Source organism: Chlamydia caviae GPIC (genome assembly GCF_000007605.1).
Classification (GTDB): Bacteria; Chlamydiota; Chlamydiia; order Chlamydiales; family Chlamydiaceae; genus Chlamydia; species Chlamydia caviae.
On record NC_003361.3, the window covers coordinates 46,702 to 63,136 of the forward strand.

Below are 16,435 nucleotides of genomic sequence, written 5' to 3' on the forward strand. Positions count from 1 at the left end.
AGGTGATTTCTCATGGCAGTAGCAGCGGAGCCTAGCACTAGTTGGTTAAAATCCAGAAATGATTTTCTAAGTTCTTTAGTAAAAACGGAAGAAGGGGTTTCCCTTCCTCCGTTTCCTGAAGATCTATGCCAACAAAAGTTGAAAGAAAAATTTCGTTTAGAAGACACGAGCCTTACGATTCAACCTCGAGGCTCCCTCTCTGCTGCTCAGGCTGTTAAAGATTTTGGAACACATCTTTTAGTGCAGTCATTTTTAGCGCAGCCCTTAGATTCTGGAACCTTTTTCTTTGTTACTTCAGAAGCAGATCTTCAATCTTTCATGGTTGCTGTATTCAATGACTCCAGTTTAGCCTCCTATTTTTATGAAAAGGATAAGCTGTTAGGATTCCATTACTACTTTTGTGCAGAGCTATGTAAGTTACTCCAAGAATTAGCTTGGATACCTTCGTTATCTGCTAGGGTCGTAGGAGATGCACGGTTTTCTAGTAAGAATCTGCAAGAATCATATCAAGCTGTAGATATCACTTTTGGGTTAGATGGAAACTCTATGCGTTTCCGTTTACTTTTCCCAGAAGCTCTATGCGACAGTTGCCAAAAGTTTCTCTCAGCATCGAATCAAAACTTTGATGTGCATCAACTAGATCCTACGCCTTTGACAATGTCCGTAGAAGTGGGCTATTGCCAACTCACACAAGATGAGTGGCAGCAAGTTGTCCATGGTAGTTTTATCTTGTTGGATAGTTGTTTATATGATCCCGATACAGAAGAAAGCGGTGGTTTACTTACTGTTCAAGGACATCAATTTTTCGGTGGTCGTTTTCTCGATCCAGCCTCCGGTGAATTTAAAATTACTAGCTATCCGAATTTACAACAGGAAGAACCTACTAAAGAAACTCCAGAAGTTCTCCCCGCAGCACCTTTACCAGGAAATTGTAAATTAGTAGCGGAAGCTTCTAGATACTCATTAACGGTGGAAGAGTTTTTAAAACTTACTCAAGGTAGTGTTTTAAATTTCAATGGTGTCCATCCTTCGCGAGGTGTGGATCTCATTCTCAATGGAGCAAAAGTAGGAAGAGGAGAGATAGTATCTTTAGGAGATGTTTTAGGAATTCGAGTCCTAGAAGTATAAACGCATAATTATCTCCCATGGATTGTCAATCCGAAATGCTTTCTCACAATCAGGTAATTGGTGCATACCACATCAAGAAGCTCTTGAGTAAGAAAGAGGGAAGCACAGTATATCAGGGTGTCCATCCCGATACTCTACAGCCTGCAGCTATTAAAGTTCTTGCAACGCCTTTGGTTACTGATACACCACGAGTTCATAATTTCTTAAAAGAAGCACGGATTATTGAGCAGATCTCACATCCTAATATTGTTAAGCTATATCAATATGGACAATGTCGAGAAGGTCTATATATAGCTATGGAATATATTCAGGGAGTTTCTCTTCGACACTACATCCTCTCTCAGCTCATTCCCTTATCACGTGCTATCGATATTATCCTACACATCGCACAAGCTATTGAATATTTACATAGCCGAGGCATACTCCATAGGGATATAAAACCAGAAAATATCCTTATAACATCTCAAGGAAACATCAAACTTATAGATTTTGGCCTTGCGATAAGTTCTATAGATAAGGACGCTCGTCCTTTATATTTAGGAACACCATCGTATATGAGCCCTGAACAACGTCAGGGAGATAAGATTTCTGAACTTTCAGAAATCTATTCCTTAGGCTTAATAGCCTATGAATTGATCTTAGGGAATTTAGCTTTAGGTAAAGTCGTTTTGTCCTTAATTCCAGATAGAGTGAGTAAGATCTTAGCGAAGGCTTTACAGCCTTCTCCTACAGATCGTTACGCATCTATGAAGGAGTTCATTATTGACTTACATAGATACCGTCATGGCGAAGATCTGCAAAAAGATCTGCGGAATAAAGATCATACAGCCATGGTGAATGATCAGCTATATCATCAGAGATTCTGGTTATCTCCCTTAGAGATTGTGGTTCCTGAATACCTAGCAGTTTCTATACATGAACACGGTTATCCTACGCATCCCCACGTATACTACGAAGCTTATATGAGTGGAGATACTTTTAGATTATGGTTTTGTTATAGTCTTTCGGGAAATCCAACTTTAGTATTAACTGTTATGAAAAGCTTCGTAAGTCAATGGGGTCATGAAGAGAACATTCGAAGCACAATTCGTAAAATGCATAGCGAATTAATGCGTATCAATGTTCCTATCAATGGAAAAGGAATCTCCTTATTTTGTGTAACGATCCCTAAAGAAAAAAAGGAACTTTCTTGGATTGCTTGTGGGAAAACTAGTTTCCGGTTAAAAAAACAAGGAAAGGTTCCTGAGATTTTTACTACTTCGTCCGCGGGTTTAGGGAAAATTAGTTCTTTACAAATTCAGGAAACCAAGGTTGCATGGGAAATAGGTGATGGAGCAGTATTACATACCTTACAGGCAGACGATTCCATGTCATCTTTACATAGTCCTTTATTCACAGAGTTGAAAGATAGAGGACAAACAGCTATATTCTGCCCAATAGAGAGCGTACGGTACGGGATAGAAGAAAATCATGACGGAAATCTTTGTCCCTCAACACTTATCAGCTTAAAAAGAATCCGGTGAAAATAGTGACGTCGAACATTGGAAGAAAGATCTTACAGGTCATAAATAAGAAAAAAGGGAAAATAGGTGTACTTTCTGTTCTGTTTTTCTTGGACCTGGTTTTACTTGGTGTAAATTCTCAAAAACCACCAATTAGTGAACCAAGATCTCGAGCTAAAAACTCCCAGGCTGACGAGAAAAGCCAAATTGCCGCTTGTCCTAAGAACATAGTGAATAAGACCTCGGCAAGAAAATCTGAGAAGCAATCTATTGCTAAAAACGTAACACAGAATCAGCCGCGTCATTTTAAAAAGTCTACGCAGACATTCTCCCCAGGGTTTTCTGAGGGATCTCCGTTTGCTAAACCTGAAGTTAAAAAACGCCCTCTCGATAACCGTTACACACAAACCGCTGCAAAAAAAAACCCACGCTTCCTTCCTAAACAAGAAGAAAAAACCGAAGTTGTCGAAGAGAAGAGTGAAGATGCACAAATTTGGGAAGATAAGCGTGCTTATGCTAAACGTGCTGTAAATGCTATAAACTTTAGCGTAAAAAAGCTTGTTGAAGAAAGCGAAAAAAAGAGTGCAAATGAAGAAGGCTTTAAAATTGATAACAAAGCATCTTCGCAATCTATAAAAACACAATCTCCAGATAAGCAGCCTTCTGTTGATACAGTAGCAGTACACGCCGATCCCGAAAAAGATGATAAGCAGCTTCCCCCAACATTATTGAAAGGGAAGCAAATTACTTGCGCCGATCTTAAAGATAACGGCTATACTGTAAACTTTGAAGACATCTCTGTTCTTGAATTATTACAATTTGTCAGTAAGATTTCTGGAACAAATTTCGTTTTCGACAGTAATGACTTAAACTTTAATGTCACCATTGTTTCTCATGATCCTACATCTGTAGACGATCTTTCTACAATCCTTTTACAAGTCTTAAAAATGCATGACTTGAAAGTGGTAGAACAGGGAAATAACGTTCTTATTTATCGTAACCCTCGCATTTCTAAATTATCTACCGTGGTTACCGACGGTTCTGCAAAGGATAATTGTGAAGCTGTTGTGGTTACTCGTGTATTCCGTTTATACAGCGTACATCCGACATCTGCTGTAAATATTATTCAGCCTCTACTTTCGCACGATGCTATAGTCAGTGCTTCAGAAGCTACACGACATGTCATTGTTTCTGATATCGCAGGAAATGTTGAGAAAGTCGGAGAGCTGTTAGCAGCTTTGGACAGTCCAGGGACATCCGTGGATATGTCAGAGTATGAAGTGCGTTATGCAAATCCTGCTTCACTAGTGAGCTACTGCCAGGATGTCCTCGGTGCTATGGCTGAAGAAGAAGCTTTTCAGATCTTCATACAGCCAGGAACAAATAAGATTTTCGTAGTGTCTTCGCCGCGCTTAACTAGCAAGGCAATACAACTACTAAAATCTCTGGATATTCCAGAAATGGCACATACATTAGATGATGTCACAAGCCCCGCCTCAGCTTTAGGAACATCAGGAGCTGCAAATCCTAAAAGCTTGCGTTTTTTCATGTACAAGCTGAAGTATCAAAACGGCGCAGCTATTGCTCAGGCAATTCAAGATATTGGTTACAATCTCTATGTGACAACAGCGATGGATGAAGATTTCATCAATACGCTAAACAGTATCCAATGGCTAGATGTTAACAACTCTATCGTTGTTATCGGAAACCAGACAAATGTAGATAAAGTTGTTAGCTTACTGAATGGTTTAGATCTACCTCCAAAGCAAGTATATATCGAAGTATTGATTCTAGAGACTAGCTTAGAGAAATCTTGGGATTTCGGAGTTCAGTGGGTAGCACTTGGAGATGAACAAGGTAAGGTTGCCTATGCTTCAGGATTATTAAGCAATACAGGTCTTGCTAATCCTGCAAAAGCTACAGCACCTCCTCTAAAACCTTCTCCAGGAGATATTCCGTTACCGACACCTGGTCAGTTAGCAGGCATTAGCGATATGATGTATGCATCCTCAGCTTTTGGATTGGGGATCATAGGAAACGTTCTTAGCCATAAAGGGAAATCTTTCTTAACCTTAGGGGGACTACTCAGCGCTTTAGATCAAGATGGCGATACTGTCATTGTTCTTAACCCAAGAATTATGGCTCAGGATACACAACAGGCATCTTTCTTCGTTGGGCAGACGATTCCTTTCCAAACGACAAGTACGATCATTCAGGAGACAGGAACTGTCACACAAAATATCGAATATGAAGATATCGGTGTTAACCTTGTTGTCGCTTCAACGATTGCTCCAAATAACGTCGTCACTTTACAAATAGAACAAACTATTTCTGAACTACATTCTGCTCAGGGAACTCTTACACCTGTAACTGATAAAACATACGCAGCCACACGTTTACAAGTTCCAGATGGATGTTTCTTAGTAATGAGTGGTCATATCAGAGATAAAACTACAAAAATTGTTACGGGAGTGCCTCTGCTAAACTCTATACCTTTAATTCGAGGTTTGTTCAGCAGAACAATAGATCAAAGGCAAAAACGTAACATTATGATGTTCATTAAGCCTAAGGTTATTAGTAGTTTCGAAGAGGGCACAACATTAACGAATAAAGAGGGTTATAGATATAACTGGGAAGCTGATGAAGGATCTATGCAAGTAGCACCACGACATGCTCCTGAATGTCAGCGCCCTCCTGCATTACAAGCAGAAAGTGATTTTAAAATGCTAGAAATAGAAGCCCAATAAATGCTATATAGAAAAAATAAGATGATATTCTACGCCATGGAATAGCTTCTGACTCTGTTGTACTTCAGGGGGAAAGCCAAGAAAACATCGTCGGCCGTATGATTGTTGTTTTCTTGGCTTTTTTATTCCCCCAATTTTATACTTATCTTTTCTTTTTTCGCCTAAATAGCTCAGTTGGTAGAGCAACGCATTCGTAACGCGTAGGTCGTCGGTTCGATCCCGGCTTTGGGCAAACATGGTAAAAAATATTTTCAGAAAATAAAAAGAACACTTTCCGTCTGATGACTTCTTAGTGGAAAGGCAGGGACTTCTAAAGAGTACGATCATCTCATAATAGCGATTATGAGATTTGGTGTTTTGCTTTCTATTTTAGAACTTTTTCTTCATCTATTTCTATAATGAACACCCATACTCATAAATGACTATGCGAAAGTCCATAGAATTTCTCTAATTCATTGAAACATCTGTTAGGGAGAAGGAAGGGACAACGGATGTTTCCTAAGATGCTAGGGTCCTTAGGAAACGTTGTCCTCGAAGCTTTTCAAGATCCCTTTTACAAGGTATATTGGGGCTTTTAATGGCCTCAGGGAGAACATTACTGTTGTCCGTATACGGTGATGCGAGGGTATTAAAAGCCGGTAGGGGATAAGTTGCTCGCAAGTTTCTTTAACACATCCGCGCGTAATTGCGTGATGACTTCTTTTTGCAGATTTTTATTATCTGCAGGTTGTTGTGAGAGCGCTAAATGTCCACGACGTGCTTGCCAGAATACAGGATTCCACATAGGGCTATTGTCAGCTCCTTGGATCCATCCTAGACTGATCCCTAATTGAATCCAGCTTAACGCGTCTAATGTTTCCTGAAGGTCTAAATGATACGCATGCGTAAGCAGGCCTAACGCGCGTAGAATATGATTTTTTAACTCTCCAGAATTTTGTTCAGCAGCCTTCTTTTTAGCAGAGGCTTCTGCAACAGATATTTTCGATGACCATATTCTTAATGATGATAAGATCTGCTCTTCAGTAAGCCCTAAAGAGTATTTATTGGATAATACTAGCATATTTCCAATGTACCCTGGCGTTGCTGGCAGTATTCCTGAACAAGCAACTTCTGTATCCTCATCAATAATATCGTTTAATTCCTTAGAATATACTAATGCCGGAGCATGCAAGAAACACTGACTTTTTAGTCCTGTACCGCATTCTCGAGGATTTGTAGTTAGAAAACCAAAATCTGAAGAAAAAGCAAACTCTAACTTCTCATTAAGATAAGCATCTAATCGTACAAGCTGATCTAAAGCTTTTTCAGGCTCACAGGTAAAATCTATAGTATGGAGAATCAGATGATCTCGGAAATTTATAGCTGCTAGGATAGTTCCAGAACGATTTACAATAAGAGCTTCGCCTTCAGGGTTCCCTGTTAGGTCATAGGGAAATAGAAAATGCTCCATAAGAAATTCTTTTTGCCAAGCAGGAGCCTCTTTAAGAGGTAAAACTAGAAACTCATCAAAACCTTCAATAGCATTGAAATGCGAAGAAATAGCCTCTAAAATTTCCTGCTTTTTCTCCCTAGATAAACAAGGAAGAAACTTCGCTATGGAAAGATTCCTAGATAGTGAGAACGTTGTTATCGGCCAGGTTTTATTTGTAGGAGGGGCGTCTTTCTTACTAGCAAAATTAAGAAGTAAGTCATTGGGAAGAATCATGCGAATTCTGATTTTTTAAATGATTAATCTGGTCTCGTATTACAGCAGCTTGCTCGTAATCTTCACGAGCTAACGTATCCTGAAGAGCCTCATTTAAAGCTATGAGTTTAAGAAGAGGGTTCATACTCGCCGCTTCTCCAGGAGCGCGACCAATATGCAAGCAACCGCGACTAGTGTCAGAAGTTGCCGAAGAGAAAATCGCTTTAGTATGCATTAGCTTGGCAATAAGCTGTGTTTTGAAATTAGCATAACATAAATGACAACCAAATAACTGATCTTCATCAGCAGTCGGTTGCCATACAGTTTTGCAATTACCACACTCTAAAGTTACTAAAGATCCCGAAATCCCCACAGCAGTGTTGTCACGACTGTAGTAGTGACTGGGACAAGGACAAGACTCACATACATAAGAACGTAAAATCTTATCCTTATCTACTTCAGTATAGCAAATCATTGCTGGCTTTTGACAGTGATAACACTGATGAGGTTTAGAAGTCGCCATGGAGATCTACCATTAAAGCCAAATACTAATACACCCAGTACCAATAACAAAAAAGTGACAAAGGAGAAAAAGGTTTTTTTAAAGAAACGTAAAAGAACCAAGAATAATCAACTGGGCCTTGAAGGATTTGAACCTTCGACCCCCTCATTAAAAGTGAGGTGCTCTAACCGCTGAGCTAAAGGCCCGAAGTGCACTTGATAATTTTACATTTTGACCCCAAGGGGATTCGAACCCCTGTTACCGGAATGAAAATCCGATGTCCTGGGCCAGGCTAGACGATGGGGCCAAGACAACTACAATATTACTAGTTCTACTCCTTTAGAGCAATCTTTTCCTCTCTTTGTTTTATATGAAAAACCAAAGAAAGAGAGGAGGATAAAGATTGCTCATAAGAAACAGAACTTATCATATCGACGAAAGTTCAGCTTCTTTTTGCTTTGTGATTTCGTCGATTTGCTTACAGAACTTATCTGTTAATTCCTGGACTTTCTTTTCCATTCCTTTAACAGCATCTTCTGTTAAGTCAGAATCTTTTTTTAACTTGTCGTTAGATTCCCTACGGATATTGCGAATAGCTACTTTCGCTTCCTCAGATTTACGACGTAACTGCTTGATAACTTCATTTCTGTATTCTGCAGTAGGCTCTGGAACCTTAATACGTACTATGGTTCCTTCTACATCGGGTTGCAAATTTAAATTTGCAGCAATGATACCCTTAGATATCGCAGAAACGTTATTCGCATCATAAGGAGAAATAACTAACTGACGTGTATCCGCTACAGAAATAGAGGCTAAATCAGATAGCCTCATTGTGGTTCCATACACATCCACAGTTACGGTTTCTACTAAAGCAGGATTAGCCTTTCCTGTTCTAAATGATCTAACTTCTTTATGGAAGAATTCTAAAGCAGCAGCCATTTTCTTTTCGGTATCAGTTAGACTGGACATGTTAAGCGTCTCCACAAATTAATGTTCCAATATTCTCATCGAAAATTGCTTGTTCTAAAGAATGCTTAACAAAGCTAAAGACACGAATAGGAATATTAGAATCCATACATAAAGATACGGCAGAAACGTCCATGACACCTAATCCTTGAGCTACGAAATCCTTATAGCTAATGCGATCGTATTTTACAGCGTCGGTAAACATCAGAGGATCTTTATCGTAAACTCCGTCAACATGCATAGTTGCTTTAAGTAGGATATCCGCTTTTAACTCACAGGCGCGCAAAGCTGCTCCTGTATCTGTAGTTAAGTAAGGAGATCCTGCTCCTGTTGTGCAAATTAAAACTTTGCCTTGGCTTAATGCCTCCTCAGACTTTTGAGGAGTGTATAAATCTGCTAATTGAGGGCAGGAAAGGGTAGAAGTTAATAAACAAGGAATGTCATCAGCTTTTAATGCATCTGCTACTGCCATGCCATTAATCAAAGTAGCTAGCATACCCATTTGGTCTGCAGATACGCGATTGATTTGTAGTTCTTTTTGCTGAGCAAGACCTCTTAAGATATTTCCACCGCCTATAACAAGAGCTGTTTCGATATCGCTGTTACGTACAGCACGTAATTCTGATACTAATCTGGATAAACGAACTTCATCAATTCGGTTTCCACTATCTGTTGAGAGAGATTCTCCAGAAATCTTAAATAAGACTCGTGTTATTCGCTTAGACATATTTCCTCTCGCTTATTAAGCTCCTATTTTCCATAAAATGAATTCCTTCACTTCGACGGAATTGCCACTAGTTTTACTAGCGTCGTCAACCAAACCTTGAATGGTTATATCAGGATTTTTAATGAAAGCTTGTTCTAGTAGACAAACATCTTGGAAGAATGTTCCCAATTTGCCACTGATGATCTTATCAATAACAGCTTGAGGTTTTCCTTGTACTTGAGAAGAAATTACTTCTTTTTCTCTTTCTAAAGCATCTGCAGGCACACTTTCTTTATTTAAGAACAGAGGTTGAGCCGCAACGATGTGCATAGAAATATCTTTAGCCAAGCTTTCTTTATCAGCGACTCCAGAAAGAACAGTCACGGAAACAGCTTTCCCGTTGCCGTGAGAGTAAATTCCCACACTTTCTTCTGTTGTTTTTGGTAAATACTTGATTCTGCTAATGCGAATGTTTTCTCCGACAGTTTGCATGGTTACAGCACGTAACTCATCAATGGTAAGAGAAGCATCTTGAGATGAAGTTAGAGGTAATAATGCATCTACACTATTTACTTTGTGATTTAAGACATCCTCAACAAGACCATCGACAAAGGTGCGGAATACAGCATTATTAGCTACGAAATCTGTTTCTACGTTAACTTCGACAACAGCAGTGCCTCGAGCATCGCTCTTCGCTGCAATAACGCCTTCTTTTGTTTCTCGGTGTTCTTTTTTACTAGCAGAGGCAAGGCCTAACTTACGTAAGTGAACAACAGCTTCTTCAAGATTGCCATTGCATTCAGCTAAAGCTTCCTTACATTTGGTTAACCCTACACCGGTTTGTTGTCTTAAGAGTTTGAGGGTTTCCATAGAAAAGTTGCTCATTAGTTAGCCTCATTACTGTCATATTTTTTTGCTAATAGATCTTCTTTACGATTGTCATCACCTGCTGCGATATCGATCTCTTCAGATCCATCTTCGGTGCTTAAAGTTTTAATTGGGGAAACAATTTCAACGCCAAGTTTTTTCTTGGTGTTGATGATGTTATCCTTAATAGCGCTAATGATTAAGCGAATGCTTTTTAAAGAGTCGTCGTTACATGGAACAACATAATCAATCGGTGTTGGGTCACAGTTTGTATCAACCAAGGCTAATACAGGAATGCCGAGCTTTTTAGCTTCCGCAACAGCGATTTTTTCATAGCTAGGGTCAACAACGATAACCAAACCTGGAATCTTTCTTAGGTAACGGATACCTTCCAAGTTTTTCAATAATTTCTGATGACGCTTAGCAAGTAAGGCAATTTCTTTTTTTGTTAGGCAGGAACTATTTTGAGTAAGATCTTTTTCGATTTTATCCAAAGTTTTAATGGAGTTTCGGATAGTCGCCATGTTGGTTAACATACCGCCTAACCATCTCTCAGCAACAAAGTACTCGCCAGCTTCTATAGCCGCTTCTTTGATGACGCATTTGGCTTGTTTTTTGGTTCCTACGAAGAGAATAGGCTTATTCTCTTTAATGACCTTACACACATGTGGAAGGGCGTTACGTAATTGGTAAAGAGTTTTTGCTAAATTGATAATGTAAAGACCGTTTTTCTCCTCAAAGATGTAAAGTTTCATCTTTGGGTTCCATCTTCGCGTTTGGTGCCCAAAATGAGCCCCCGCTTCCATTAAGTCTTTAACTGAAAGAGTGCATAGTGGTTGTTCTTCCAAGCTTTGTACCTCTATTTCTTGAATATGTTAACAATGGCATCTTGATCTAACGTCAAGATTTCAGTCTTGGTGACGTTTAGAAAAGCGCCCGATCAGAATCGAACTGACACCGGTAGCTTGGAAGGCTACAGCTCTACCATTGAGCTACGGGCGCGACTAAAAAGGAGATATTAATTTAATAAAGCTTTTTACGCAAGATTGTAATCTCTAGGTCTCTAGCTTCTAGGAAATTTTGACAGAAGATTGCTTCTTATATGAATGGGTTTTAGAAAAGAAATTTGAAGGTGGGGCAGGGGCTTTAAATAAAAAATCAGAACCCAGACGCTCCTAGGTTCTGATAGCGGGACAAAAAGTTAGGATAGTATAAACTAAATCCTTAGAATCTGAATTGAGCGTTTACGTGAGCAGCTCTTTCGTTGATTAAGCGAGCTTCACCAGTGATCGACCATTTGTCAGCATCAATTAAGGTTGCACCAACAGCAATACCACAAGCTTTTCTAGACTTCATTTTGTTGATTTGAAGCGAAGCAATTTGTAACTGGTCAGCATATTTTGCTCCAGTGTTTATAGTAGTAGCCTCCCCTAATAAAGTAGGGTTCCATGTAGTTAGGTTTAAAATGGCCGTAGGTAATTTAGGCTGAGCAATGCGGATAGAGTCAGCATCAAATGTAGCTCTGGACCAGTTTACTCCAATATATGGAACAAGCATGTTCAATCTATAAGAAAGAGCTAAACCAATTTGCCATTCATGATACTTAATTGTAGCTGATTTAGTATCAGTAGCGCTCTCTGTTCCAGCGGTTAAAGGCAGAGGGAAGTTGGCCGCTGTCCCTTTATATCCTCTAGGCTTATGAATCACAAATTGTGTTGGGCTAGAAATTACATTAAGCATTTCGATCTTAGGATTAGACTGCGCATATTGGAACTCTGCTCCTAAAGTTGCGCAACCACATTCCCATAAAGCTCCACGCGCACCAACGCTCCAAGAGAAGGTTGTGTCAGTATAAAGCTCTACAAGGCCTTGAGAGATGGCTACGTTTGGATATTGGCCTTGAAGATCTGTTCCTGTTACCCCAAGTAAGCCGACTAGATTGAAAGCTGCAGCATTTGCTTTGAGATAGCCGTTAGATGCCCCTAATGTGCAGAAGACATCAAAACGATCCCAAATGTTTAATGCTAAGAAAGCCGCGTTTGTGGACCATTCTGCATCTTGCATATGTTTGCCGTAGGCTATGTTATTCCTGTCTGCAACGGTTTTAAAGTCAGCAGCTGCATTACCAGTTGGAGCTGTCCCCATGCTGATAGTTTTATTAACATCAACTTTTAAGATGCGATCGAAAACATAATCTCCGTAGTACCCTGCGCGGATGCTGATAGCATCACACCAAGTAGAGCAAGGATCACAAGGATCGCCTGAAGCGCCTTCCCACATAGTGCCATCAATTAATAAACTTGGTTCAGCTGGATTCCCTACAGGCAAGGCTTGTAAGGAGAGAGCGGAACCCGTAGTGGCAAACAATAATGCCGATTTCAAGAGTTTTTTCATACTCACCTCTAAAGATTATGCTTAGTATCTTTTCTTTTTGTGCTCGCTATTCTAAATTGCTCTTCTGGCGGCACCACGTCCAAGTTAAAGCCAGACAAGATATCCTGTAGGCAATTAATGGCTTTGAGGAGTGTCTTGCAAGTGAAAACAGCCTTAAGCATGAACATACAGTTCATTAATCGAAAACATAACAAACTTTTCTTATTATAGTAAAGACGATAAGAAAAAACGCTGTTTCCAGGCATAGGCTTCAAGCACTAACTCCTTATACGTGCTAATAAGTTAGCTAATAGATTTTTGTCCACGCTTTTATTTCTTATGCTACTTAGAATAAGTTAGAATTGCCTTCACAGAAGGGTGTAAAAAGGCTTTCTTATAACCGAATCCTAAAGCGCTATTCTTTGTTTTTGCAAATAAAATAAAGCGAAATTATTTAATAAAACATTAAAGTTTTGGATGGTTTTTGCTTTTATATTTTATTTGTGATGTTTTCATGTTTGCAAAAATGGCATGTGTTTTACCCATTATTGTGCTTTGTGAAGTAGGGTTTATAACTAGCCGAATCACTTGCCAGACAATGGTTGAGAACCTAGTATTTGTTTTATGAAACCCTCTAAGAAACGTCGTTCTTATCTTACAGTTCCAGAAAAGACAAATAGGCTATTGTCGGGAATTATCGTAGCGTTAGCAATCATTGCTGTGCGTTTATGGCATCTCGCTGTTGTTGAGCATGATCAGAAGCTGGAGGAGGCTTATAAGCCGCAGGTAAGGGTGATTCCAGAGCTTGTTGAGCGTGCGACAATTTGTGATCGTTTTGGCAAAGTATTAGCAAAAAATACGATGCAATATGATGTGAGCGTAGCTTACGGAGCTATTCGGGACTTGCCATCTAGGGCTTGGCATGTTCATGCAGATGGCACGCGAGAGCTGATTCCTGTTAGGAAAAATTATATCACACGTTTATCAGAACTCCTTGCTCAAGAGTTGCATCTAGATAAAGATGCAATAGAAGACAGTATTCATGCAAAAGCTTCTGTATTAGGCTCTGTGCCCTATTTAGTTCAGGCTAATGTTCCTGAGCGTACGTATTTAAGACTAAAGATGATGTCGAAACATTGGCCTGGTTTGCATGTAGAGCCTAGTGTACGACGTTATTATCCCATGCGCAAGATGGCTTCTGATATTTTAGGTTATGTAGGACCTATTAGTGCTCAAGAATATAAGCAAGTTACGCATGAGCTAAGTAAGTTGCGAGAATGTGTTCGAGCGTATGAGGAAGGTGAAGATCCGAAATTTCCTGAAGGTTTAGCAAGCATAGATCAAGTGCGTTCTTTATTAAGTTCTTTAGAGAACAATGCGTATAGTTTGAATGCTTTAGTTGGAAAGTTGGGTATAGAGGCGTGTTGGGATGGGAAATTACGGGGTCAATTAGGTAAAAAAACCGTTCTTGTAGATCGTCGTGGTAACTTCATTCAAGGTATTAGTGCAATTGCTGCAACTTCTGGAAAGAAGTTGCAGCTTACATTATCTACAGAGCTACAAGAATTTGCAGATGCTTTGCTTTTAGATCATGAAAGAACGGAGCATTTCCGTTCGGCACAATCATTAAAGAAGCAAAAACTTTTACCTCCTTTATTCCCTTGGATTAAAGGCGGGGCAATTATTGCTTTAGATCCTAACAATGGCCAAATATTGGCGATGGCATCATCTCCGCGTTATCACAATAATGACTTTATTGATATGCGGATAGGGTCAGATTTAGAAGCAAGATCTGAAGTATATCGTTGGCTGGAAAATGTTGAACATATTGCAGAAGTCTATGATAGGAAGGTTCCTTTGCGTCGTGAAAAGAGAAATCCTTTGACGGGTTTATGCTATGATGAGGAGCTTTCTCTTACTTTTGATTATTTCCTAGATTTCATTCTTCCAAATACATCAGAGCTTAAGTCAGTTGTTAAGCGTTATGGGACTGTAGAGAACGCTATTAAGCTACAACAGGTTGTGGAGCGTTTATTAGATATATTTTCTTATTCTGAAGGGCATTGCTCGTGCTCTTCTATATTTGATGCTGTGTTTCCTTCAGAGCACGAGCACGTGACTATAGGCAGGGTGATTTCTAAAAAGCAGCAGCAGTGGATAGCGCGCTGTTGTAAAGACTATGAGCAAGAAATCGAGGAGGTTAAGCTTGAGCTTGAACCATTTTTTGCTGAGCTCCCAGCAAATTACGATAAGCTGTTGCTTATAGATCTATTTCAGATGGTTATCGATCCTTCGAGATTTCATCCTGAGCTACTTTCGTCAGTAGGCTCTCTTTCTTTATCGGAATTTTTCGAATGTCAGGGCCATTACGTAGCTTTGCGTAGTGCATTTTCTAAGATTGTGGAAGATATTTTTACTGAGATAGATTTTAAAGAGTGGAGAAAGCTTTATTTTGCAAAGTTTCTAGAGCTTAAGCGTAAAGAGGAAAACGAGAGGAAGCAACGTTATCCTACACCCTATGTAGACTATTTGTTAGAGCAAAAACGTGCGCAATATCAAGATTTTCGTCGTTGTTACCTTGATACGTTTTTAACGTATTTACTTTCTGGACAAGGGGAAACAGAGCATCTAAAGGCTTATTATGAAGCCCTTTCCATATGGAAAAGAGAATTAGAGAGTGGAGCACATAAAGCACTACCTTGGTATGAGCATTATGAGTTTTTAAAACAGAAGTTTTCTGATTCTTCAATTGATCTACTACAATTGTTCTTATCCTTCAGGGAGTTTTCTGAGCTACAGCGCCCTCTCTATGGTAATTATGCTCCCATGCTTACAAGAAATATTCCTCAAAAAGAACAAGATTTAGCTGCAGCATTTTATCCTACTTATGGTTATGGATATCTACGCCCACATGCTTTTGGTCAGGCAGCAACTTTAGGGTCTATTTTTAAACTTGTCTCTGCCTATTCTGTATTATCTCAAGAGGTGATGCGAGGGAATGTTGATGTAGACTATCTATCTCGTTTGCTGGTTATTATTGATAGGCAGTCTTTTGGTTATGTAAGTGCTAAGCCGCATGTGGGCTTTTTTAAAGATGGCTCCCCCATTCCTTCCTTTTATCATGGGGGAATTTTACCGAAGAATGATTATGCGGGACGCGGACGCATTGATTTGATTGCTGCTTTGGAAATGTCTAGCAACCCCTATTTTTCTTTGCTTGTTGGTGAGCATCTCTCTGATCCTGAAGATCTATGTCACGCAGCATCTTTATTTGGTTTTGGAGAAAAAACAGGCGTGGGATTGCCAGGAGAGTATGCTGGTGTCATTCCTCATGATGTGGCTTACAATCGTTCAGGATTGTACGCAACCGCAATAGGACAGCATACTCTTGTTGTTACTCCTTTGCAAACGGCTGTTATGATGGCAGCATTGGTTAATGGTGGGGCTCTTTATGTCCCTAGTTTAGTTTTGGGAGAATGGGATGGGGAGGAGTTTTATAAAGTATCTCCTGTGAAAAAACGGGATGTATTTATGCCTGAGTGCATAACGGAATTATTTAAGTCTGGGATGCACAATGTAATTTGGGGAAAGTATGGAACGACACGAAGTATTCGCGAGCAGTTTAGCCCAGAATTATTAAGCCGTATTGTCGGAAAAACAAGCACGGCTGAATCTATAGTACGTGTAGGTTTAGATCGACAATATGGAAATATGAAGATGAAGCATGTATGGTTTGCTGCTGTAGGGTTTCCTGATGCCGAACTTGCTCATCCTGATATTGTTGTCATTGTTTATTTGCGTCTTGGAGAGTTTGGAAGGGACGCAGCTCCTATTGCTGTGAAAATGATAGAAAAGTGGGAGAAAATAAGGAAAAAAGAAGGTTTTTCTTCTAATTTGTAAGGGCTGGCACGCTTTTTGCTCCTGTGAAACATGAGGTCAACGAACTTGTGTGCCAGGAGA

Annotated in this window: 11 protein-coding genes and 4 tRNA genes; 5 read left to right on the plus strand and 10 right to left on the minus strand. The window is 39.6% G+C overall.

Annotated features, from left to right (window positions below; genetic code table 11):
- Positions 1–12: 12 nt before the first annotated feature.
- From sctQ to CCA_RS00215, 4 genes are all read left to right on the plus strand, one after another.
- On the plus strand, positions 13–1,128 hold the full coding sequence (gene sctQ / locus CCA_RS00200) for a type III secretion system cytoplasmic ring protein SctQ (RefSeq protein WP_011006011.1): 1,116 nt from the start codon (positions 13–15) through the stop codon (positions 1,126–1,128).
- Positions 1,129–1,145: 17 nt separating this feature from the next.
- The gene (locus CCA_RS00205; RefSeq protein WP_011006012.1) at positions 1,146–2,651 is read left to right on the plus strand and encodes a serine/threonine protein kinase; all 1,506 of its coding nucleotides are present in this window, start codon (positions 1,146–1,148) and stop codon (positions 2,649–2,651) included.
- Positions 2,648–5,377, plus strand: coding sequence for a secretin N-terminal domain-containing protein (locus CCA_RS00210; protein ID WP_011006013.1), 2,730 nt, complete (start codon positions 2,648–2,650; stop codon positions 5,375–5,377). Before CCA_RS00205 ends, CCA_RS00210 begins: the two co-directional genes overlap by 4 nt.
- 159 nt (positions 5,378–5,536) lie before the next feature.
- Positions 5,537–5,609 (plus strand) — tRNA-Thr (locus CCA_RS00215).
- A gap of 396 nt (positions 5,610–6,005) precedes the next feature.
- Here the strand turns inward: CCA_RS00215 and CCA_RS00220 are convergent.
- From CCA_RS00220 to CCA_RS00265, 10 genes are all read right to left on the minus strand, one after another.
- Positions 6,006–7,082: a protein arginine kinase gene (locus tag CCA_RS00220; RefSeq protein WP_011006014.1), complete on the minus strand. Its 1,077-nt coding sequence runs from the start codon at positions 7,080–7,082 to the stop codon at positions 6,006–6,008.
- The gene (locus tag CCA_RS00225) at positions 7,066–7,584 is read right to left on the minus strand and encodes a UvrB/UvrC motif-containing protein (protein WP_011006015.1); all 519 of its coding nucleotides are present in this window, start codon (positions 7,582–7,584) and stop codon (positions 7,066–7,068) included. Before CCA_RS00225 ends, CCA_RS00220 begins: the two co-directional genes overlap by 17 nt.
- 112 nt (positions 7,585–7,696) lie before the next feature.
- Positions 7,697–7,769 (minus strand) — tRNA-Lys (locus CCA_RS00230).
- 26 nt (positions 7,770–7,795) lie between these two features.
- A tRNA-Glu gene (locus CCA_RS00235) sits at positions 7,796–7,870 on the minus strand.
- Positions 7,871–7,989: 119 nt separating this feature from the next.
- Positions 7,990–8,532 carry a ribosome recycling factor gene (gene frr, locus CCA_RS00240; protein ID WP_011006016.1) on the minus strand — a complete coding sequence of 181 codons (543 nt, stop codon included), beginning with the start codon at positions 8,530–8,532 and terminating at the stop codon, positions 7,990–7,992.
- Position 8,533: 1 nt separating this feature from the next.
- Positions 8,534–9,256: a UMP kinase gene (gene pyrH, locus CCA_RS00245; protein ID WP_011006017.1), complete on the minus strand. Its 723-nt coding sequence runs from the start codon at positions 9,254–9,256 to the stop codon at positions 8,534–8,536.
- 15 nt (positions 9,257–9,271) lie between these two features.
- Positions 9,272–10,120, minus strand: coding sequence for a translation elongation factor Ts (gene tsf, locus CCA_RS00250; RefSeq protein ID WP_011006018.1), 849 nt, complete (start codon positions 10,118–10,120; stop codon positions 9,272–9,274).
- Complete coding sequence (gene rpsB / locus CCA_RS00255; protein WP_011006019.1) at positions 10,120–10,950, minus strand: 30S ribosomal protein S2; 831 nt, start codon at positions 10,948–10,950, stop codon at positions 10,120–10,122. Before rpsB ends, tsf begins: the two co-directional genes overlap by 1 nt.
- 83 nt (positions 10,951–11,033) lie before the next feature.
- Positions 11,034–11,104, minus strand: a tRNA-Gly gene (locus CCA_RS00260).
- A 222-nt stretch (positions 11,105–11,326) separates the two neighbouring features.
- Positions 11,327–12,496: a porin gene (locus tag CCA_RS00265; RefSeq protein ID WP_011006020.1), complete on the minus strand. Its 1,170-nt coding sequence runs from the start codon at positions 12,494–12,496 to the stop codon at positions 11,327–11,329.
- A 603-nt stretch (positions 12,497–13,099) separates the two neighbouring features.
- Here CCA_RS00265 and CCA_RS00275 point away from each other — a divergent pair.
- Entirely contained in the window at positions 13,100–16,375 is a 3,276-nt protein-coding gene (locus tag CCA_RS00275) for a penicillin-binding transpeptidase domain-containing protein (protein ID WP_011006021.1), read from the plus strand.
- Positions 16,376–16,435: the final 60 nt, after the last annotated feature.